The following is a 17,403-nucleotide window of genomic DNA, read 5'->3' on the forward strand; positions in this document are numbered from 1 at the left end:
TGATTCACCGGCTGGCGCCAAGTGCCTGATGATGTACGATAATCGGTGCGATCAAGCGACAGCACCGAAGCCGGCAATTCGGTTGCGATCCTAAACGAAAAGCTGCTTGCGCAGGTCGTCGATGGCCATTTGCAATGCTTCGTCGGCAGAGGCGGCCTTGTATTCCTTGCGGTCGATGGACAGGTTGGCGGCGAACTGGATTTCGTGGTCGGCGCCGCCCTCGGGATAATCGCCAAGCGTCGGCTTGATGCGGAACAGATCGTATTCGAACAGCCGGATCCGGTATCTGCCGTGCTCGTGGGCAGGCTTCTGCGCTTCGAGGCGAAAGCGGTAGATCGCCGTTTCGACGGTGAACTCGACTTCGACGGTCTTTTCCAGTTCCCAGAGCTTGGTCATTGGACGCTCACGAGTGGAGCGAATTGGTCGTGGCCGACCGGCGGCTTCATCTTCAATCCGGGTGTCTCCTTGGCGATCATGGACGCCATCGTGCCCAACGAGATCGCGGGTGCCAAGTATTCTAAACCAAACAGTTTTTTGTGCCACTCACCCCGCCCGCCTCCCCATCATCCCATAGTGCACCGCCAGCAGATCCAGCCCGACCTTCAGCAGCTTCACCACCACGTCGCGTCCTTCGCCGCTGCGTTCGGCGATGGCCTTCACCGACTGGCCCTCGAGGCAGATTTTTCGGACCACCTCCGCCACTTCCCAATGGGCGAGCGCCGCCTCGGCGTGGGCGTGGGCGCGGCCGGCTGAGAGCACGCGGTCGGGGATGCCGCCGCCGACCCGGCCGCCGTCGACGCGCTCACTCCAGGACTGCGGCTGCAGGCCCTCGCGCGCCGTGCGCTCGAAATCGTCGCGGAAGCGCTGGCCGGCCTCGCGCTGCTGGCGGGTGAGCGAGGTGATGCCGGTGAGCGGATCGACATTGCGCAGCCGCACGATGCCGCCGGTGGAGGTGTAGCCGCCGTTCGACACCTCGTAGACGCGGCGCGCCTCGGCCGTGCCGGGGGTGAGGCGCTGGCGGCCGTGGGCGTCGGTCTTGAGCGCGAAATCATGGCCGACCTCGCGGCGGATGCGCACCTGCTCGGCCTCGCCCTTGGGGAGTTTCGGCGGTGCGGGCTTCCTGGCGGATTTGCGGGGCATGGGCTGGTCCTTTGTGGTGGGGTGGGTCGTCATTGGAGAGGCTGGCGCGAGCCACCCCCCCTCTGTCCTGCCGGACATCTCCCCCGCAAGGGGGGAGATTGGCAGCTTTGGCGCAGGCGCCTTTCCTGCACCGCTGGCGATTTGCGAAAGCCGAGGCGATGTCCGATCTCCCCCCTTGCGGGGGAGATGCCCGGCAGGGCAGAGGGGGGTGCCTCGCGCCGACATGTCGAGATTGGCTGGCGCCTATGCTTTCACCAGTCTCACAGGTGACTGCCCTTTCCTTTTCGCCAGCAGCTCGCGCATCAGCCGCCTCTCGCGCACCTCGATCGACAGCTGGGCGCTGGAGGGGCAGAACTGGGCGTTCACCACCTTCGCTTCGCCGCGGATGAAGCGCTGGATGGCGGCCTGGACGTCGCAAAACTCGGCATCCTGCACCGCCGCCAGATAGCCGCGCAGCTGCATGTCGGCGTCAGCGAGCGCGGATTGCGGGAAGCATGAGAACATCGCGGCCAGCGCTTTCGCCGCCTGCTGCAATTCGGCTGCGGTCATTGATCTCCTCGATGATTGCGTTGGCGGCATCGACATGGGTTTTGCGGCGATGCCATTTTGGTGCGGGCGCGGTTGCTTGTCCCGAACGAGCTTTGTCGGTCCTGTCCCGCGAAGCTGGGACCCGGGAAGAAAAAGCGGGAGCTTTTTCTCCCGTTGGACTCTGGTCTTGTGGACTCTTGGCTTGTGGACTCTGGGGCCTATCCTCCGGCTTATCCCCTGCCCGCGCCCGCCGCTTATCCGACGGCGGAATCGTCTTTTCCTTCGAAAGGCTTGGGTTGCCGCCCTTGAGGCCGTTGCGGCGTGCGACACGCGCCTTGCGGGCATCCGCGATCAAGCGCCGGGAATAGATGCGGCCGTGGCGGTCGCGCGAGAAGACGCGGTTGCTCTCGAGCTCGCCGAGCAGCGCGCCAAGCTCCCCGGTCCCACAACCGGCGAGGCGGGCGAGCGACGCTTCGTCCAGCCCCTTGCCGGCGATGGCGACATAGCCGACCGGCTCGTGCGCGGCGGCAATGCACAGCATGCGCATCCACAGCCCTTGCGCCGCCAGCGAGCAGAGACGCAGGTTCGGATCGGACTCCCAATCCGACCAGAAGAATTTCGACCAGATCGTGCCGCTCATGGGCAGGCCTGATGAGAGGCGGGGCCGTGGCGACTGGCTAATCTCCCCCCTTGCGGGGGAGATGGCCGGTTCACCCTCCGTAGCTGCAGCGAAGCTGCTGCGAAGGATGGGCAGGCCAGAGGGGGTCGTCCCGCGTAGAGCTCCGGCGCTTTGGAGACATCGCAAGAAGAGGCTGGCGCTTCACGCGCGGCGACCCCCTCTGTCGCCTTCGGCGACATCTCCCCCTCGAGGGGGGAGATTAGCGCCCCGCCTCTCACATTCCCCTCCCGCGATGGCCGTGGAACCTGGCGTGATGATGGACGCAGTAGGAGCGGGTGGCGGTGGTCGGCAGGCCGCAGCAGAGCATGTCGGGGCCTGGGCGGGCGCCGGGCGGGTCGTCCTCAGGCTCCTCGCGCAGCGCGAGGTCGATCGGCGCGCGGCAGCGGCCGAACAGGCAGTCGAGAAAGCGCATCGCCGCGACATGAGGCTGGCGGCCGGGCGCCGCCGGCGGCGGCGGCGCGGGCAGCTTGTAGAGCTGGGCTTCGGATCTTTCGCGCTCGCCGGGGGACAGCCAGGCTGGGGGCAGCGCGCGCGCGGGTTTGCGGGACTTGGGCTTTTTGGGTGGGGTGCGGATGGTGGCGTCGGCGGCTTTCGCAGCAGTCCAACAAACGGATATGTCGGCGGGACAGCGCCTTGCCAGGCATCTCCCCCGCTTCCTAGTTTGAGGATAGGGGGGAGATTGGCGGCTTCGGCGCCGGCGCCCTCTGTCAACTCGACAAGCCTGGAAAGTGCCGCCGGTTCCGACAGCGTGATGCCTACAGCTGCAACCCTGCCCCGCCGGCCCGGCCGATCCGGGCGCGCGTGCTTGCGCGGCCGGCCGCCCGCGCGGCCGCCCTTCGGGTTGGAGAAGCCGATGGCCCGCAGGCCCGCATTGCGGTGCACGATGCCGATGATGGCGTTGCGCGAGACCGGGCTGCCGCGCAGGGCGCTGAAGCGGCCGGCAATGCGCGAGGCCGAAAGCCCCTCCTTAAGCCAGGCGGCGATCTCGTCGATTTCCTTTTCAGTGTAGGCGGCGGGCATGTCTCATTCCGTTGATTTGCGAAGGGCTGGTCTTGCGAAGGCCTTGGCTTTGCGGCCAAGCGCCAGGGTTCGGCCGCGAGGCCGCATCTCAGGTCGGACAAAAGGGGCGGATCAGGCGGCGGGCGCCGCACCAATCAATCGAAGCAGCGCCGCCTCGGCGGCGGCCCGCGTCAGCCCCGACACCGCGCGACCGGTCATGCGGTCGAACAGGATGACGGTGCCGTCCTCGGTGCGGATGCAGGAGATGGCGCGACCTGGGAGCAAGGACGGCGCTCTGCGAGGTACCCCCGCCCCTAGCCCCTCCCCACAAGCGGGAGCGAAATCCGGCAGCGTTGCAGCCAGGTGGCCGGCGCATAGGCTGACCGCGGCAGCGCAGTCCCCCTGCCCCTTGTCGAGGGCTGGGGGTGCAGCGCCGACGGTGCCCGAATTGGGGGCCGGAGCCGAGGGAGGAGCGGCTCCGGCCGTTCCGGTGAACCGGGGTGCGGGCGGTTCGACCGGATCCGGGGCGAACGCCCCGGAATGCGCCCGGACCGGGGAGGAGGACAGTCCGGACGATTGGAGTTCGAAATGCATGGTCATGCCGCCTCCCCTTGCATCGAGGAGCGGCGATGCCCGGCAAGCCATTCGTAGCTGACGCCGGCAATGCCGAGCCTGCGGCTGGCGGCGACCACATGCGGCCAGTGCTGCGGCGCGATGCGCCCACGGCGGCGCATCTGGCGCGCGGCCTCGTAGCCGCAGCCGACAGCGGCGGCGAAGGCGCCGATGCTCTGCCAGCGGTCGATAAGCTCCGAGATGCTCGTGGGCAGCCCCGAAACGCCGGTGGGCAGACCCGGGACGCTCGGGGGCGGTGGCGAAATGCTGGTTGGCGATACGGAAATGCTTGCGGGATGCTCATTCATGCGCTAAGCGTACGTTATGTACGAATGGCACGCAAGCGAAATCGTACAGTTTGGACGATAATTTTCAGGCATTTTGTACGATGATGGATTCTCGGCACAGATTGCAGCAGGCGCGCGCCCAGGCGGGCTATGCCTCGCCCAGCGATGCGGCGCGCGCGTTGCGCGACATCAACAAGAACACGCTTATCAGCCACGAGAACGGCAACCGGCCGCTGTCGCGCAAGGCGGCGGAGAAATACGGCCGGCTGTTCGGCGTCGACCCCGGCTGGCTCTTGTTCAATGTGGACGGCACCGAGGCGGCGCCGGTGCACCTTGCCCCCTCGCCGCTCACCGTCGACGTGCCGATCGTGTCCTGGATCAGCGCCGGCGAGCTCGGCAGCCAGGAGGGCGTGGTCAACCTCTCCGACTATCCGACCATCCCCACCGCCGACCTCGAGGAAGGCGAGTGGATCGCGCTGCGCGTCGACGGGCCGTCGATGAACAAGATCTCGCCGCCGGATTCGATCATCTTCGTCAATCTGCGCGACAAGCGGCTGGTGACCAATGGCTGCTACGTCATCGCCGACGAGACAGGGCGGGCCACCTACAAGCGTTACCGCCCGAACGACACCCCACCCTTCCAGCCGGCGTCCTATCTCGACATTCCGCCGCCGGAACTGGAGGGCGCGATCACCATCATCGGGCGGGTGAAACGGTCGATGATCGACATGTGAGCGCCAATCTCGCCCCCACTGAGGCGAAGGTCTATGCCGATCGTACGGGCCAGCACGACGGTGCCAGCGGTTTATAGCGACTTCGAAAGGCGCTCAGCCTCGACCCCACAACGTCCATGGCTACTTTGGCAGAGGGGAGATCCGAACTACCACAGCGGATTATGATGGAGCCATTGCGGATCTCAGCAAGGCCATCAAGCTCGATCCCAGGTTTGCCGGTCTCTACAGAGCGCGAAGCGAGGCCCGGGAGGCCAAGGGCACCCACAAGCGCGCCGCGGCCGACCGCAAGAAGGCGCTGAGTCTCGGGGCGAGGTAGGTTCGTCGGCAGCGTTGGGCAACCGCGGCTGCGCTTGGGGCCGGCCTTCGAAACGGGAACCTCAAAGGGCCGGCGGCGAACCGCGGCCTGCTGGATGGCGCCGCAACAGTTCCATAGTTTTAACGAAGAACAAAAAAAGAACTTCGAGGACTTGTACTTGGCTGCGAAATCCCCTTAGATAACGGACGCGTGAGGTTGGGGTCCCGTTATCGGGAGGGGGGTTCATGAACAAATCAGTCAGGGAAAATTTGATTTTTATTCTGGTGGCGCATGCCTGCTTCCTTGCGGAGCCGGCCATCGTGCATGCCAACGACACCGACTATCATCCGCAAAATTTTACCCAGCCTCTGAGCGCCGCCAGAGGCACAATCACTCCGGCTGGCGGCGGCGCCATCTACCTCAAGCCGGAGGACCGCTGCAATCTGGTGGTGAAGGAGTTCGGCTGGGACCGGGCGGAGTGCGGCACGATCGACCAGCTGATCTTCGGCTTCACGCCGGAGATCGACAACTTGACCGTCGAAAAACCGGTCTCTGACGGCTATGTGAGCCTGGCTGACTGGGACGGCGCCGACCGCAACGACGAGATCAGCTCGATCGAGGAGAGCTTCAAGGCTTCGGTGAAGGCGCAGTCGGAGCGGGTCGGCCAGGACATCCGCTTCGAGGGCTGGCTCGTCTATCCGCAGATCGACAGGGCTCGGAACATTCTCTACTACGCCAATGTCCTCAACTGGGCCCGCGACAGGACGATCAACATCTCGGTCTCGATTTTCGACCGGCAGGGCTATATCCCGATGAAGATCGTGCCGGTGGACGGCAACATCGCGGCCGGATCCGTGCAGAAGATCGTCGAGGCGTCGACCACCGCCTACAAGCCGCGGCTCGGCACCTCCTACACCGAATTTGCCAGCGGCGACAAAGTCGCCGGTTATGGCGCGCTGGGCGTTCTGGCGACGATGCTCGGCGTCAAATACGGCAAGGCCGCCGGCGCCGGCCTCATCGCCCTGCTGCTAGTGGTGCTGAAGAAGGGCGCCTTCGTCCTGCTCCTGCCGCTGGTCTGGCTGAGGCGGCTGTTCAGCCGCAACAAGGCGGGCAGCTGATCCGGATTTTTGCCGACGGGCTGAGAGGTGGCGTTCCTACGCGGCCCAGCCCTTCGCTGGCGCTCCGGACGTTCGTCATTTGCGTCCGCCTCGCTGACAAGTCCTCCACAGATGCGGAGATTGGCTGTCGGCGGCGCTTTCGCCAATCGGCAGCGTTGTAGGACGGCCGGCGACAGCTTCTCCGCCAAGAAGAGAATGGGGCGTAACAAGATTTCTGCAGTTTTCTTATAGCGACATCATCGTTCAAACTGTACGAAACTCGCTTGACCGCTATTCGTACATAAAGTACGATATTCCTCTTCTCCAGGGGACAATCTTGAACACCGCCAACCATGCTGCTTTCGCCGATCTTTCCCGCCCTCTCCTTTCGCCAATGCCGCTCGCCGAGCGCGAGCGGCTGGCCAGCGCCTGGCGCATGGCCAGCCAGGACATCGCCGACGACATCCGCTTCATCCGGCAATATCTGAAGGTGATCGCCGACAAGGATGAGCGGCTGTCGACCGGCACGCTGGTGCATGGCCGCGCCTATGTCGAGGCCTGCGCAGCCTGGCTGCCCGAGACCGTCGCGCGCTACCTTAGAAACCTCAGGCTGATCAGCGAGTGCGAACTGGCCATGACGGCTGCCGGCGTGGGGTTCGCCAAGTCAAGCGATGCGTGGGAGTGAGCAGCCGGTTCGTGAGGACAAATCGGGCCGAACGCCTGCGGGACAGCGTTCCCGTCTTTCCTGCCGGACATCTCCCCACGAGGGGGAAGACAGGCAGGGTGGCCCTTCAGCACGTTGGCGATTGGCGAAAGCGGCCGGGACTCTGATCCCCCACCTGTGGGGGAGCTGTCCGGCAGGACAGAGGGGGACGCGAAGGATCGCGGCGAAGGCGGTTGCCATCCCCCGCGGAGCTTGCGGATCGTGCCGCTACAACCCTCGGGCGCGCCTCGAAAAATACATCGTTTCACCGAAAAAATGCATCGTTTCACACAATTGCCAATTGCTGGACTCGCGTCCGGCGCGGGTAGTTTAATCCGTTTCGGGTGCAGGAGGGCAAAAGTCGCCTACCAGGGAGGAATTCGGTTGATGGACCATCAAATCAACATCGGCGAGCAAGCCGACGACCAGCCTTATGAAGTCACTTCATTTGCCAGAAAGCATGGCCTGACGGTTCCCGTCGCGGATGCGGTCCTGTTCGCGAAAGGTCCGTCCCGCGTTGCTTGCGATACCGCAGCGCTCGCCTTCCTCTGCGCCGTCGCCCAATACGCCAAGAAGCAGGGGGCGCGCTGATTTTTTCTTCGACCGCGGCTTGAAATCTCCCCCCTCGAGGGCAGGGGAATCGCATATGGCTTTTTGGGACTTGAAGTTGGCCTGAGAAGGGATTCTTTGGGCAGGCAGTCGAACGAAGGAGAGACTGCCATTTCCAGCCTTGAGAGCTATTTTGGCGCGCTGCCCGATCCGCGCGCCGGCAATGCCACGCATCGGCTTGGCGATTTGATCGTGATGATGATCGCGGCGAGCCTGTGCGGGGCGAGCAATGCGACGGAGTTCTCGTTGTTCGCGCAAGAGCGCAAGCAGGCGCTGTCGCGGTTGATCGAATATGAGGTGGCGCCCAGCCACGACACCTTCTCGCGGCTGTTGCGGCTGCTGGATCCAGAGGCGTTCGGCCGTGCTTTCGCCGCCTTTGCCGCGGGCTTCGCGCGTGCCTGCGAGGAGGTGGTCTCGCTCGACGGCAAGGCGCTGCGGCGAGCCTATGAGAAGGGCCTTGCGGCCAGTCCGCCGCTGACGGTGTCAGCCTTCGCCGCCGAGACGCGGCTGTGTCTGGCGGCGGTATCGCCCGGCGCCGGAGAGAACGAGGTCGAGGCAGCCCTCAGGGTCGTCGAACTCATTGATCTTACTGGCAGAATGGTCACCGCCGATGCGCTCCACTGTCACACGCGCATGGCAAAGGCCATCACCGAACGCGGCGGCGACTACCTGCTCGCGCTTAAAGGAAACCGCCGGCACTGGGTTGCTCACGCCAAGCAACAACTGACCGAGATCACCCCCGCTGTCGCGGAGCGGACTGAAACCAGCCATGGCCGCAGCGAATGGCGGCAGGCCGAGGTCGTGGCGGCGGCCGAACCGCTGATGCCCGGTCACAAAGCCTTCATCCGCATCACCAGCCGGCGCGACCAGACCAAGCCGCTGACGCGCCTGTTCATGGCTTCCACATTGCTATCACCGCAACAGGCGCTCGAACTCACAAGAGCCCATTGGCAGATCGAGAATGGGCTGCATTGGATGCTCGACGTCCATCTGGACGAGGATCAATCCCGCGCCCGCAAGGACAATGCTCCCGCCAACACCGCGCTCCTCAACCGCATCGCCAGAAACATCCTTCAGGGCGCCGATGTCGACAAAGTCCCCATTAGCCACCGCATCAAGAAATGCGCCTGGAATGACGACTACCTCATCCAGGCGCTTACTCATATGCGATAGCCCTGCCCTCGAGGGGGAGATGGCCGACAGGCCAGAGGGGGGTCGGTCCGACTGGGCTCGGCCTGCTTCTTGGCAAATGGAGGCTGGCGCCCCACGCGGGGCGACCCCCTCTGTCGCCTTCGGCGACATCTCCCCCCTCAAGGGAGGAGATGAGGCGCTCCACGCCAGGATCATCGGATAACGGCAGCGGCCTGACGACCGCCGCAGAATCAGCTCTTGGCCTTCGGCTTGGCTGGCGCCTTTGCTGATTTGGGGGCTGCCTTGGGAGCTGGCTTGGGCTTGGCGGTCTTGGCAACAGCAGCCTTGGGGACGGCAGCAGCCTTGGAGGCGGCAGCCTTCTTGGGCGCGGCCTTGGACTTCGGCTGCTTCTCGCCGTCGATCTCCGCCGTCGCCTGGTCCCAGTGCTCCATATGCGAGCCTTCCGGCCGCCCCGCCTGTTCCCAGATCTCGTGCGCCCGCCGGCGAATGCGTTCCTGCCTGTCGTCCGTCACTGTCGCCTCCGTGGTTGGGACCGGTTCGGAGGGAAGCTTAGCCGAATTTTACGGCGCCGTCTTGCACATCGGGGCGGCGGCGCTGGAGTTCGTGCGCGAATTCTTCAGCGGTCGTTGGAAACGACGGCGACGCCAAGATGCGCTGCCTTTTTCGTGATCAACGCGGCCAAATCCGCGTCGGAACGCTCGGTGCCGGTGCGCTGGCGCAGGAGGGCGATCGCGTCCTTCATCGACAGCAGTCCGGTGCGGTGTTCAGCCAGAAGCTGGTCCACGTTCTTGGCAATGTCAGGCGATTCGACATGTGGATGATGCATGCCAATGCTCCTCCCAAAGCCAACACCCTCCCGCCATCGCTGGACGGCGGGAGGGCATGTTGGTCATGGCGCAGTCGTCACTGGATGACCTGGACGACCCTGCGCGTACCCGGATCGATCAACACGGTGTGATCGTTCACGACAGCGTATCTGTACTGAACGTCCGGCACCGTCTGCAGCTCAACCGTATCCGGCACGGTCGAGCCTACACCAAGCTCGAGGCCAAGGATATTGACCGAGGCGATCGGATGCTTGTGAACATATTCCTTGACGACGGTCTGCTGCTCGGGGGTGATGATCACCTCGTCCGCAGCCGCTAGGCCGAGGCCGGCCATCAGGGCAACGCCGGTGACGGCAGGAATGAGAAAGCGTTTCATCGTAAGTCTCCTGTTGGTTAAGCGAGCTTCGCCCCTGCCTCCGCCGGCAGCGGAAACATCGACAGGTCAAACTTGCGAGCTCGATGGGCAAACGTCGGCGCCCGGCTCTTGTTCCGCCGGCGATGCCCGATTGCTGGCTGCAGAGGCGTGATCTGGCTGCCGGCGTGGCCGGCGGAACCCTTTCAACCGCTCCGCATTGAGCAGCTTGAGAGCGTGTCGCCCAAAACTGCGCGGCGGTTCAGGGACATGCGCGAAAACAAACACTTAAAGCGCGTCGCTGACGCGCAGGAGTGCCTAAAAGGTGCAGCCATGAATGAACTCGTCAAAAGCGACGTTGCGCTGCGGGCCCCGGTGGCGATCGCCGTCGGGGCCGGGTTCAAGCGCGAGATCACATCGCTGGCGCAGATGCAGAACTTCCTCAAGGAATGGCCGCCCGCGGCACGCGGCAGCAGCCACAGGATCGCGCTCTGCGCCTGCGAGGCCGCGCGCACCGGCGAGGTGGAACTCAGCGCGGCAAGGCGCGCCTTCATCCGCTTCGCCGAGCAGGCCGGAATCGTGTGGACCGGCATCGACCCGGTCACGGCGCTGCGCGAAGCCAAGATCAGGCGCATGAAAGCAAGGCGCGACCACCAGCCGCGGCTCTGAGGGTTCGGGCGAACCCTCGGCGGAACGTTAGCGGCGGGGCGGCCTCTTCGCGGCCGCGCAAAAGCCCGAGAAAGAAGCTGGCCCTCCTGTGCCGGCCCGCGGCCTTTTCCATACAAGCCTGGCGGAAGCGCAATGCGGCGCTTGCCGCCGAAACCAATCGGGCGGCCTGGACAGATCCGCTTGACGAGGATGGTCCGCTGTCAGTTCGGCGTCGGTTCGCTGAACGACTCGGTGACAAAGGATGCGGCGATCAGATCGTCCGCATCGATGCGTAGGGAGCCGTCGCCGCCCCCCATTATGGCCGCGACCTTCTGGAAGGCCTTCATCTCATGTTCGGTGATCCGGGCGTCCCGCATCCTGGCTCTCAAATCGGCGACTCGTATCCCAAGCGACTGGGATGTTCCGACTTCTCGTTTCGACATTTTGGTCAGTCTCCTCCCCCAACCCGTCCTCGTTTTGCCGCCGCCCGATCCGCATCCTGCCCAAAGTTGTGTTGTATATGAGGCATCGCTTTATATAAGGGATCGCGAATACAGAGCGCCAAACTCGCTGTAGAGTGAAAGGTTCCGTTAGCTGTTGGTAACAAAGTAATACACGCTCAGGCCCGCCGCTCGGCGAGCAGCGGGCCTGGCCGGCGATCATCTTTGTCAGTCGATGACCTTGACGATCTTGCGCGTGCCGGGGTCGACCACCACCGTGCGGTTGTCGACGACGACATAACGGTATTGGACGTTCGGCACTTCGTGCAGTTCGACAGTGTCGGGAAGAACGGTGCCGACATTGAGCTCGACGCCCGGGACCTTCACCGAGGCCAGCGGCTGCTTGTGCACATATTCGCGGATCACCGTTTCCTGCTCGGGCTGGATGATGACATCCTGGGCGGCTGCCGCGCCGATGCCGGCAAGAAGCAGAAGGCCCGCGGCGGCGGTGGTGAGATGCAGTTTCATCGATCGTCTCCTTGTGGATAATCGCCTCCTGCGCTGCGCCTGCGATTTCCACAGCCGGGCGGCACTGGCCCTAACGCCAGCGGACGGGGCTTGTTCCTTGCAAATCGGAGCGCCGGTTTCACCCGGCCGCGCCAGGCGTTGCCCGCCGGACGATTTCGGAACAATGCGTTTGAAGGCGGGTTACTCCAGCGAAGGGACCGACTTTCCGAGGAGAAACTCCGATGAAACACCTGCTTATCACGAGCATGATTGCACTCGGCGTCGGTTGCGGCGCCGCGATGGCGCAGACCGAAGCCGTGCAGCCGAGCGGCGACAACAATTGCGCGGCCGGCCAGGCCGACTGCCCGAAGGGCGGCAAGGCGGGCGAACAGGCCCAAGGCAAGATGAAGAAGCAGACCGAAGAGCAGGCCCAGGGCAAGCAGAAGATGAAGACCGATGAGCAGGCCCAGGGTCAGGCCGGCACCAGCACTGAGCAGAATGCCCAGGACAACACGCAGCTGAAGAAGAAGAAGCAGGCCCAGGGCCAGGCCGGCACGACGACCGAGCAGAACGCTCAGGGCACCACGAAGATGCAGACCGAGCAGAACGCCCAGGGCCAGACCGGCACCACCACTGAGCAGAATGCCCAGGACAACACGCAGCTGAAGAAGAAGCAGCAGGCGCAGGGCAAGGCCGGCACGGCGACCGAGCAGAACGCCCAGGGTACCACCAAGATGCAGACCGAGCAGAACGCTCAAGGTCAGACCGGCACCACCACTGAGCAGAACGCTCAGGGCGAGACCAAGGTCCAGACCGATCAGGACAAGACGGCTTCGATCACCAACGTGACCGTCGAGCAGAAGACGCAGATCACGCAGATCATCCACGAGACCAAGGTCCAGCCGGTTCGCGATGTGACGTTCGACATCTCGGTCGGCGTCGAGGTGCCGCGCCACAAGATCCGTCTGCACCGCTTGCCGGCGCGTATCGTCAAGATCATTCCGGCCTACGAGAGCTACGAGTATTTCGTGCTCGCCGACGGACGCATCGTCATCGTCGATCCGAACACCTACACGATCGTGCTGATCCTGACCTGATAGGCGAGACCAGCCCCAAGGCCCGCCGCGCCCCCGGCATGGCGGGCCTTTTTTCGTGAAACCGGAAGCTAAAGCGCGGCGTGCTGAAACGGATCCAGGCGACGCGCTATAGGTCTATCTTTTTATGCATGTCGTTCTCGCAAAACCGCTGCACAGTTTTGCGCGACATGCAGTAACCTTCCACTATCATTTGTTTGGGAGGACTATCATTTGTTAACGCGAGACCGGGGCAGAGATGCACCATACGCCTGCCCTGCCTTGCCGCAGGGTAGGCCCGGTCCCGCACTATCCTGTGTCACACTACGATAAGCGGGCCGGGCCGCCTATGTTCCGCTCACGCGCCGCCAAGGCGCCGAGCGCAGCGTTGGCAGGCTACAAACCCATTCCAAAGCTGGCGCGGCCGCCCCCGATAATCGGCGCCAATCGGCAACAATCGGAAGATCGCAAAAAAGCCCGCTTGGCTGAGCCAGCGGGCAAGTTTGGGACTAGGCCGGCTTGCGTGCGAGGGGTTTTACGCAAGCCGACATGTGCCGAACCGCGCGTCGGGGGCAATGTTCCCTACCTCTTTTCGGTTACCCCTCCTCTCATCCAAACGGCCGTGAACAGGTATATTTTAGCAACAGCTTCTATTTCGAACATGACGCGAACAGAAGGAGCCCGCTGGCGAGACGAATGGCGCCCGGGGCCGTCGAACCGTCGAAGCCGACCGATCCGGGAAATACACTGGAAAGGATGCTTGGTAAGGCTTGATTCAACCGCTGCTGGTATATAGAAAGTGGCGGCTCCGACCAGGGGTAGGGTTGCCTGAATGCCGGAGCCGCCTGCGCGGCCAGTCTGCAGCAGACCGCGCTGTCTCAGATTAGGACAGCGCGGTCTACGATTGGTTAATCTCGCACCCTTAATGGGCGCCAGGCTGAAATTGGCCAAGCGACGCTGTCCCGAACCGTCTAGCTGTGGTTCAGCAATCTGGTGACGGGGGCGTTGCCACGATGCTCGGCGTTGGCGCGATCGATGCCGTCGACCGTGATGGCAAACATCCCGTTTTCGATCCTGGCTATCCAGCCTTTTGCCTTGAGATACCAGAGATGGAACTCCAGATGCTCGCGCGGACAGGCTGACAGGCGCTCGAGCTCCTCGTCGCCGATGCCAGGACTGTTGACGTCCTGTCGGCGCCGCACATAGAGGAGCGAAAGCACTTTCGCCTGAATGGTCGAATCCCGTTCGATGCTCTTGGGATCGCTGGCCTCCTCGGCCAGTTCGCGCCGATGCTCCAGCCGGTCGTTGTATTGAATGTCGTACCGGGCGCGCTTGACCGGATCCTTGAGCGTGTTGTGCGCTTCGACGATTTCGCTGAAACGTGCCTCATCGCCGGTGTCCCGATTGTCGGGATGGTAGCGCATGGCGAAATAGCGAAATATGCGTTCGATCGTTTCCGAGTTGGCCCGCGGACTTATTTCCAGAAGTTCGTAGTAGTCGATGAACATCGTGGTGCTTCCAAAGAATCACACCACCCCCCACAGACAGCATTACTCAAGCGCCCCGCCCATGCAAGCCGCCGGACGGCCGGCGACAATCGCGGCTCCGGCGACATGCATTAAAGTAGGCGCATGGCGTTGCCGTTCGCCTCGACCCTGCGGTTAGCCTTTGGGTTCGGTCGGCTTCGCTTGTTCTCCCGGCGGTCGATACTTGATCGACGATGCCTTTTGCAGCGCGGCAAGCGTGTCCTCCACGGTCAGCAGGACAGTCGTCTCGATGGAGCTCAGCGCGCCGCCCGAGCCGATCGCGAGCGCCGTCGCGGCCATGGACACGTTGTCCGGAGCCTCCCACAGATTATAGCCGTCGTGCTCACCAAAGGCGTACCAGAAGCCATGCAACTTCCCGCCGACCGATTCTATGTACTGCTTGGCCGCCTCTCGGCGGTCCTCCGGGTTGTGGATGAGCTTGGCCCATGTTGCCGGCGTGTAGCTGAACCTGGTCAGGTATAACGGCATGATCGATCCTCCCTGGTTTGCGGCAAGTATACAGGGGATCGGCCGTCGAGGCGACGGCCGGGTCTAAAGCCGCGTCGCGCTGAAACGGCGACGCGCTTCATGTTTCTTGTGCTGATGCATATCGCTGTCTCAGAACCGCTGCAGAGACGCGAAGGTGCTTGGAACGGACGAGGCGGCATAGGGAGCCGCCTCAGTCACGTCAGGCGTGTTTCGACTGCCCTGCGCTGATGACGGGAGGCATTGCGCCATCATCCTCGATGAGGATGTCCTTGCGGCGGGCAAAGGCCACGAAGACGCCTCTTGCGGTTTCGGCGTCGATGTCGCCGACCAACGCGGCCTTGCAGGCGCGGATCGCCGCTTTCTGCTCAGGGCTGTTGCCGCACCAGTCGATGGCAAACTGGTAGGCGTCGACCACCGTGTTCAACTGCCGGGGGAAGCCCAAACCGACCCAGACTCGGATGGGCGTTTCGAAGGGTTTGGCCAGCATCGCGAACTCCCTTGTCCGGCAACGGTTCTAGGCCACCAAGCCGCCGCTGCGGCCGCCTTTGGAGGTCATCCAAGGCAGTCCCGCGGCCGCTTCCTCAAGGATTCTGGCGGCTTTCGCAAAACCGCAAAAGGCGTCTCGGGCCGCCTTCAGCGGGTAGTCGCTGTCGAATGCTCGCTGGCATGCGCGAAGTGCCGTCTCGTAGATGGGACCGCGTCTGTTTTTGGGCCATTCGTACAGGAATTCCAGGGCGTCTTCCAGGCAAGCGACTTCCTCAATGACGCTGTTCCCGCTCTTTACCAGAACAGGGCTGTCGAACATCCGATCGTTCATAGGATCCTCCAAATCGAACGAACAATTCTTGCTTCGGGTGAAGGCGGCGACCGACAGCGCGGTTCCGCCCGAAAGGCGATATGGGTTCGACATTTTTGACCGTCAAGAGCTTGGCGCATCGGCCATCGTGAGGACCCCTCGGCCTGCCAAAAAGCGCTGCCTGCGCGCGGAAAGCCAATGAAGAAGGCGGGAGCGGCCCGGCTACCCATGTTGGTTCGCGGATCGCAGGCGACCGGGCCTAACCGGCGGGTAGCTAGGGGGACCGCGCTATCAGGACACCGGCTGCGAAGAATATACGCCACCGCCGAAACGGCCAAAATGCATCCATAAGGAGAAGGGGTAGTGCGCAGCTATCCTATTGCGGGTAGTCCGGCGTTCGGCGGGCAAATGCACTCGCCAAACTGCGTAACGTTTCGGTGGAGGACGCAGGTCACCGAAAAGGTGCAACGGGCGAGCCCTGCATCTTCTAATATTAGTAATCCCTAACAAATGTTAGGGCGAAGCGAAGGCAGACGGCGCATTATAGATCCTTGCCCCGCTCATCCCGAAACTCGGGGTAAGGCCCGGCCTGCGAAATGTGCCCCCAAAATCAGTACGACAGGCCGGGCTCCGGGGCCCGTCAGTCTCGACACATCTTCAGCGCCACATCACGCGCCGCGCGGGCCAGATCTGAAAAGCCTCGTCACCCTCTGAGCTTCCTGGCCTCGCGCTCCAGCGTCTTGCGGTCGTTGCCATGCGCGCCGATCAGTTCCCGAACCTGCTCGGGCGTGATGCGGTGCTGCTTGGCGAAATAGCGGACCTCATAGTCCTCATCCGCCGACACGCGGTCGCGGTCGCGGAAGTCGCGCTTCATCCTGTCGTCAGCCATGTTTGTTCCTCCTTGGCAGAACCAACAGCCACGACGTGGGAATTGTTCCAAGCCGCCACGCTCGCCGCGATGAAACGGCTTCGGGCGACGCGCTTCAGGTCCTTGATCTCGGGCCACCTCGCTGTCCCGGCACCGCTGCACAGTTCCGGGCATATGCGTAAAATCTACTGGAAGGCGTATTTGTAGACGATGCCGTTCGCGGCGTCGGTGACCCTGACCCAAAGCACCTCGTCGCGCCGAATGCGGACGGCGCGGCCGGTTGCCCGGGCTGCTGCGGCGGCCGCCGTGTGCGCCTCCACCAACTGCGATGAGGTCACGACGTCACCGGACATGATTTCAACGATGTAGCTCTTCATCCGACATGGTTAGGCCCCAGCGCTGCGGCCGGGAATTAACTATGATGGATGCGTGAAAATTCTTGCGTCGCCGCCCTGCCCCTGAAGCGCGTCGCGCTGAAAACGACATGCATCAGACTGCGCCACGGTTCAGGCCGCTGCAGCATCTCATGGAGGCGCGCGCCCGGCCCTCACGTCGCCTTGTCGATGAGCGGCGTCTTGCGGGCCGGCGGCTTGTAGGCTGTCACCAGGCGAACCGTATCCCCGTTCACCGTCACCGGGACACCCAGATTGATCGTCAGCCACTCGCCGTCGACATGCGTGACGTCGCCGATGAGTTCCATCAGCTGGCCCTTCTTGACCTTCGACGTCCGGTCGACGAGCGAGTGTGGAAATCCGTAGGACGGGATGGTGACGTGGCGACCTCGTCGCCGATCTTGATGCCCCGAGCCATGACATGAGTCTGGAGCACGCACGGACGTCGTCAAGCGGCTGCTAATATGGCGTTTCGGGAAGTTCGGCCCAGCCGCCATGCAGCAGCGCCACCGGCCCTACGACCAACCGATCGTCGATGCTGGGACCAATGCGTTCGAACGTCAGACTTCAGTCGCCCCGGGTCAATTAACTTTTGTTGCAGCGCGGCCCGGAATCAAGCCGCACAGTGGGGCTACGGGTGGGGCTCTGCC

At 63.6% G+C, this 17,403-nt stretch carries 27 protein-coding genes; 8 read left to right on the forward strand and 19 right to left on the reverse strand.

Annotated elements, in window-relative coordinates; translation table 11 throughout:
• Nucleotides 1-90: 90 nt before the first annotated feature.
• The 5 genes from EJ074_RS05950 to EJ074_RS29595 all read right to left on the reverse strand — a co-directional run bounded on the left by EJ074_RS05950 (nt 91) and on the right by EJ074_RS29595 (nt 2,759).
• Entirely contained in the window at nt 91-396 is a 306-nt protein-coding gene (locus tag EJ074_RS05950) for a hypothetical protein (RefSeq protein WP_129552829.1), read from the reverse strand.
• A gap of 147 nt (nt 397-543) precedes the next feature.
• Nucleotides 544-1,140 (reverse strand): DUF6456 domain-containing protein, encoded by a 597-nt coding sequence (locus EJ074_RS05955; RefSeq protein WP_095809596.1) that lies wholly within the window; start codon nt 1,138-1,140, stop codon nt 544-546.
• Between the two features lie 243 nt (nt 1,141-1,383).
• On the reverse strand, nt 1,384-1,602 hold the full coding sequence (locus tag EJ074_RS05965) for a hypothetical protein (RefSeq protein WP_095809590.1): 219 nt from the start codon (nt 1,600-1,602) through the stop codon (nt 1,384-1,386).
• A gap of 7 nt (nt 1,603-1,609) precedes the next feature.
• Nucleotides 1,610-2,209 (reverse strand): hypothetical protein, encoded by a 600-nt coding sequence (locus tag EJ074_RS05970; protein ID WP_135906568.1) that lies wholly within the window; start codon nt 2,207-2,209, stop codon nt 1,610-1,612.
• 352 nt (nt 2,210-2,561) lie between these two features.
• Complete coding sequence (locus EJ074_RS29595; RefSeq protein WP_165349868.1) at nt 2,562-2,759, reverse strand: hypothetical protein; 198 nt, start codon at nt 2,757-2,759, stop codon at nt 2,562-2,564.
• A gap of 441 nt (nt 2,760-3,200) precedes the next feature.
• Here EJ074_RS29595 and EJ074_RS29600 point away from each other — a divergent pair, with 441 nt between their 5' ends.
• A complete protein-coding gene (locus EJ074_RS29600) occupies nt 3,201-3,356 on the forward strand; it encodes a hypothetical protein (protein ID WP_165349869.1) in 156 nt (51 codons plus the stop codon).
• A 122-nt stretch (nt 3,357-3,478) separates the two neighbouring features.
• On the opposite strand, the gene EJ074_RS29605 is transcribed toward EJ074_RS29600, so the two are convergent.
• Both EJ074_RS29605 and EJ074_RS05980 read right to left on the reverse strand, forming a co-directional pair.
• Nucleotides 3,479-3,631, reverse strand: a complete 153-nt coding sequence (locus EJ074_RS29605; protein WP_165349786.1) for a hypothetical protein — start codon at nt 3,629-3,631, stop codon at nt 3,479-3,481.
• Nucleotides 3,632-3,942: 311 nt separating this feature from the next.
• The gene (locus tag EJ074_RS05980) at nt 3,943-4,266 is read right to left on the reverse strand and encodes a hypothetical protein (protein WP_245420778.1); all 324 of its coding nucleotides are present in this window, start codon (nt 4,264-4,266) and stop codon (nt 3,943-3,945) included.
• Between the two features lie 80 nt (nt 4,267-4,346).
• Here EJ074_RS05980 and EJ074_RS05985 point away from each other — a divergent pair, with 80 nt between their 5' ends.
• The 5 genes from EJ074_RS05985 to EJ074_RS06010 all read left to right on the forward strand — a co-directional run bounded on the left by EJ074_RS05985 (nt 4,347) and on the right by EJ074_RS06010 (nt 8,856).
• Nucleotides 4,347-4,979, forward strand: coding sequence for a S24 family peptidase (locus EJ074_RS05985; protein ID WP_095809592.1), 633 nt, complete (start codon nt 4,347-4,349; stop codon nt 4,977-4,979).
• A gap of 540 nt (nt 4,980-5,519) precedes the next feature.
• Nucleotides 5,520-6,392 carry a DUF2167 domain-containing protein gene (locus EJ074_RS05990; RefSeq protein WP_095809593.1) on the forward strand — a complete coding sequence of 291 codons (873 nt, stop codon included), beginning with the start codon at nt 5,520-5,522 and terminating at the stop codon, nt 6,390-6,392.
• A 316-nt stretch (nt 6,393-6,708) separates the two neighbouring features.
• On the forward strand, nt 6,709-7,056 hold the full coding sequence (locus tag EJ074_RS05995) for a hypothetical protein (RefSeq protein ID WP_129552831.1): 348 nt from the start codon (nt 6,709-6,711) through the stop codon (nt 7,054-7,056).
• A gap of 405 nt (nt 7,057-7,461) precedes the next feature.
• Nucleotides 7,462-7,665, forward strand: coding sequence for a hypothetical protein (locus EJ074_RS06005; RefSeq protein WP_095809595.1), 204 nt, complete (start codon nt 7,462-7,464; stop codon nt 7,663-7,665).
• A gap of 96 nt (nt 7,666-7,761) precedes the next feature.
• Nucleotides 7,762-8,856, forward strand: coding sequence for an ISAs1 family transposase (locus tag EJ074_RS06010; RefSeq protein ID WP_245454792.1), 1,095 nt, complete (start codon nt 7,762-7,764; stop codon nt 8,854-8,856).
• 209 nt (nt 8,857-9,065) lie between these two features.
• On the opposite strand, the gene EJ074_RS06015 is transcribed toward EJ074_RS06010, so the two are convergent.
• The 3 genes from EJ074_RS06015 to EJ074_RS06025 form a co-directional block, all read right to left on the reverse strand.
• Nucleotides 9,066-9,347 carry a DUF2934 domain-containing protein gene (locus tag EJ074_RS06015; RefSeq protein WP_095808943.1) on the reverse strand — a complete coding sequence of 94 codons (282 nt, stop codon included), beginning with the start codon at nt 9,345-9,347 and terminating at the stop codon, nt 9,066-9,068.
• Between the two features lie 104 nt (nt 9,348-9,451).
• Nucleotides 9,452-9,661 (reverse strand): hypothetical protein, encoded by a 210-nt coding sequence (locus EJ074_RS06020; RefSeq protein WP_095808942.1) that lies wholly within the window; start codon nt 9,659-9,661, stop codon nt 9,452-9,454.
• Between the two features lie 77 nt (nt 9,662-9,738).
• On the reverse strand, nt 9,739-10,038 hold the full coding sequence (locus tag EJ074_RS06025) for a DUF1236 domain-containing protein (protein ID WP_095808941.1): 300 nt from the start codon (nt 10,036-10,038) through the stop codon (nt 9,739-9,741).
• Between the two features lie 147 nt (nt 10,039-10,185).
• Here EJ074_RS06025 and EJ074_RS06030 point away from each other — a divergent pair, with 147 nt between their 5' ends.
• Nucleotides 10,186-10,683 carry a DUF982 domain-containing protein gene (locus EJ074_RS06030; protein ID WP_245420642.1) on the forward strand — a complete coding sequence of 166 codons (498 nt, stop codon included), beginning with the start codon at nt 10,186-10,188 and terminating at the stop codon, nt 10,681-10,683.
• A 200-nt stretch (nt 10,684-10,883) separates the two neighbouring features.
• Here the strand turns inward: EJ074_RS06030 and EJ074_RS06035 are convergent, their stop codons facing one another.
• Both EJ074_RS06035 and EJ074_RS06040 read right to left on the reverse strand, forming a co-directional pair.
• A complete protein-coding gene (locus EJ074_RS06035) occupies nt 10,884-11,105 on the reverse strand; it encodes a hypothetical protein (RefSeq protein WP_095808940.1) in 222 nt (73 codons plus the stop codon).
• 225 nt (nt 11,106-11,330) lie between these two features.
• Nucleotides 11,331-11,630, reverse strand: a complete 300-nt coding sequence (locus EJ074_RS06040; protein ID WP_095808939.1) for a DUF1236 domain-containing protein — start codon at nt 11,628-11,630, stop codon at nt 11,331-11,333.
• Nucleotides 11,631-11,851: 221 nt separating this feature from the next.
• Between EJ074_RS06040 and EJ074_RS06045 the strand changes: the two genes are divergently transcribed.
• Nucleotides 11,852-12,706 carry a DUF1236 domain-containing protein gene (locus EJ074_RS06045; RefSeq protein ID WP_129552832.1) on the forward strand — a complete coding sequence of 285 codons (855 nt, stop codon included), beginning with the start codon at nt 11,852-11,854 and terminating at the stop codon, nt 12,704-12,706.
• Nucleotides 12,707-13,653: 947 nt separating this feature from the next.
• Here the strand turns inward: EJ074_RS06045 and EJ074_RS06050 are convergent.
• The 7 genes from EJ074_RS06050 to EJ074_RS30105 form a co-directional block, all read right to left on the reverse strand.
• A complete protein-coding gene (locus EJ074_RS06050) occupies nt 13,654-14,190 on the reverse strand; it encodes a J domain-containing protein (protein WP_129552833.1) in 537 nt (178 codons plus the stop codon).
• 153 nt (nt 14,191-14,343) lie between these two features.
• Nucleotides 14,344-14,697: a GYD domain-containing protein gene (locus EJ074_RS06055; protein WP_095808936.1), complete on the reverse strand. Its 354-nt coding sequence runs from the start codon at nt 14,695-14,697 to the stop codon at nt 14,344-14,346.
• A gap of 199 nt (nt 14,698-14,896) precedes the next feature.
• On the reverse strand, nt 14,897-15,184 hold the full coding sequence (locus EJ074_RS06060) for a DUF982 domain-containing protein (protein WP_095808935.1): 288 nt from the start codon (nt 15,182-15,184) through the stop codon (nt 14,897-14,899).
• 27 nt (nt 15,185-15,211) lie between these two features.
• Nucleotides 15,212-15,514 carry a DUF982 domain-containing protein gene (locus EJ074_RS06065; RefSeq protein WP_095808966.1) on the reverse strand — a complete coding sequence of 101 codons (303 nt, stop codon included), beginning with the start codon at nt 15,512-15,514 and terminating at the stop codon, nt 15,212-15,214.
• A 682-nt stretch (nt 15,515-16,196) separates the two neighbouring features.
• Nucleotides 16,197-16,382 (reverse strand): DUF3606 domain-containing protein, encoded by a 186-nt coding sequence (locus EJ074_RS06070; protein WP_095808934.1) that lies wholly within the window; start codon nt 16,380-16,382, stop codon nt 16,197-16,199.
• Nucleotides 16,383-16,546: 164 nt separating this feature from the next.
• A complete protein-coding gene (locus EJ074_RS06075) occupies nt 16,547-16,738 on the reverse strand; it encodes a hypothetical protein (protein ID WP_095808933.1) in 192 nt (63 codons plus the stop codon).
• A 170-nt stretch (nt 16,739-16,908) separates the two neighbouring features.
• Nucleotides 16,909-17,061 carry a hypothetical protein gene (locus EJ074_RS30105; protein ID WP_245454798.1) on the reverse strand — a complete coding sequence of 51 codons (153 nt, stop codon included), beginning with the start codon at nt 17,059-17,061 and terminating at the stop codon, nt 16,909-16,911.
• Between the last annotated feature and the right edge of the window lie 342 nt (nt 17,062-17,403).

The sequence above is a fragment of the Mesorhizobium sp. M3A.F.Ca.ET.080.04.2.1 genome (genome assembly GCF_003952525.1).
GTDB lineage: Bacteria > Pseudomonadota > Alphaproteobacteria > Rhizobiales > Rhizobiaceae > Mesorhizobium.

Coding starts and splice junctions, on each gene's coding strand:
- EJ074_RS05950 (WP_129552829.1), bottom strand. CDS start 396: ATGACCAAGCTCTGGGAACTGGAAAAGACCGTCGAAGTCGAGTTCACC.
- EJ074_RS05955 (WP_095809596.1), bottom strand. CDS start 1,140: ATGCCCCGCAAATCCGCCAGGAAGCCCGCACCGCCGAAACTCCCCAAG.
- EJ074_RS05965 (WP_095809590.1), bottom strand. CDS start 1,602: ATGCAGCTGCGCGGCTATCTGGCGGCGGTGCAGGATGCCGAGTTTTGC.
- EJ074_RS05970 (WP_135906568.1), bottom strand. CDS start 2,209: ATGCTGTGCATTGCCGCCGCGCACGAGCCGGTCGGCTATGTCGCCATC.
- EJ074_RS29595 (WP_165349868.1), bottom strand. CDS start 2,759: ATGCGCTTTCTCGACTGCCTGTTCGGCCGCTGCCGCGCGCCGATCGAC.
- EJ074_RS29600 (WP_165349869.1), top strand. CDS start 3,201: ATGGCCCGCAGGCCCGCATTGCGGTGCACGATGCCGATGATGGCGTTG.
- EJ074_RS05980 (WP_245420778.1), bottom strand. CDS start 4,266: ATGAATGAGCATCCCGCAAGCATTTCCGTATCGCCAACCAGCATTTCG.
- EJ074_RS05985 (WP_095809592.1), top strand. CDS start 4,347: ATGATGGATTCTCGGCACAGATTGCAGCAGGCGCGCGCCCAGGCGGGC.
- EJ074_RS05990 (WP_095809593.1), top strand. CDS start 5,520: ATGAACAAATCAGTCAGGGAAAATTTGATTTTTATTCTGGTGGCGCAT.
- EJ074_RS06005 (WP_095809595.1), top strand. CDS start 7,462: ATGGACCATCAAATCAACATCGGCGAGCAAGCCGACGACCAGCCTTAT.
- EJ074_RS06020 (WP_095808942.1), bottom strand. CDS start 9,661: ATGCATCATCCACATGTCGAATCGCCTGACATTGCCAAGAACGTGGAC.
- EJ074_RS06025 (WP_095808941.1), bottom strand. CDS start 10,038: ATGAAACGCTTTCTCATTCCTGCCGTCACCGGCGTTGCCCTGATGGCC.
- EJ074_RS06035 (WP_095808940.1), bottom strand. CDS start 11,105: ATGTCGAAACGAGAAGTCGGAACATCCCAGTCGCTTGGGATACGAGTC.
- EJ074_RS06040 (WP_095808939.1), bottom strand. CDS start 11,630: ATGAAACTGCATCTCACCACCGCCGCCGCGGGCCTTCTGCTTCTTGCC.
- EJ074_RS06045 (WP_129552832.1), top strand. CDS start 11,852: ATGAAACACCTGCTTATCACGAGCATGATTGCACTCGGCGTCGGTTGC.
- EJ074_RS06050 (WP_129552833.1), bottom strand. CDS start 14,190: ATGTTCATCGACTACTACGAACTTCTGGAAATAAGTCCGCGGGCCAAC.
- EJ074_RS06055 (WP_095808936.1), bottom strand. CDS start 14,697: ATGCCGTTATACCTGACCAGGTTCAGCTACACGCCGGCAACATGGGCC.
- EJ074_RS06060 (WP_095808935.1), bottom strand. CDS start 15,184: ATGCTGGCCAAACCCTTCGAAACGCCCATCCGAGTCTGGGTCGGTTTG.
- EJ074_RS06065 (WP_095808966.1), bottom strand. CDS start 15,514: ATGAACGATCGGATGTTCGACAGCCCTGTTCTGGTAAAGAGCGGGAAC.
- EJ074_RS06070 (WP_095808934.1), bottom strand. CDS start 16,382: ATGGCTGACGACAGGATGAAGCGCGACTTCCGCGACCGCGACCGCGTG.
- EJ074_RS06075 (WP_095808933.1), bottom strand. CDS start 16,738: ATGAAGAGCTACATCGTTGAAATCATGTCCGGTGACGTCGTGACCTCA.
- EJ074_RS30105 (WP_245454798.1), bottom strand. CDS start 17,061: ATGGAACTCATCGGCGACGTCACGCATGTCGACGGCGAGTGGCTGACG.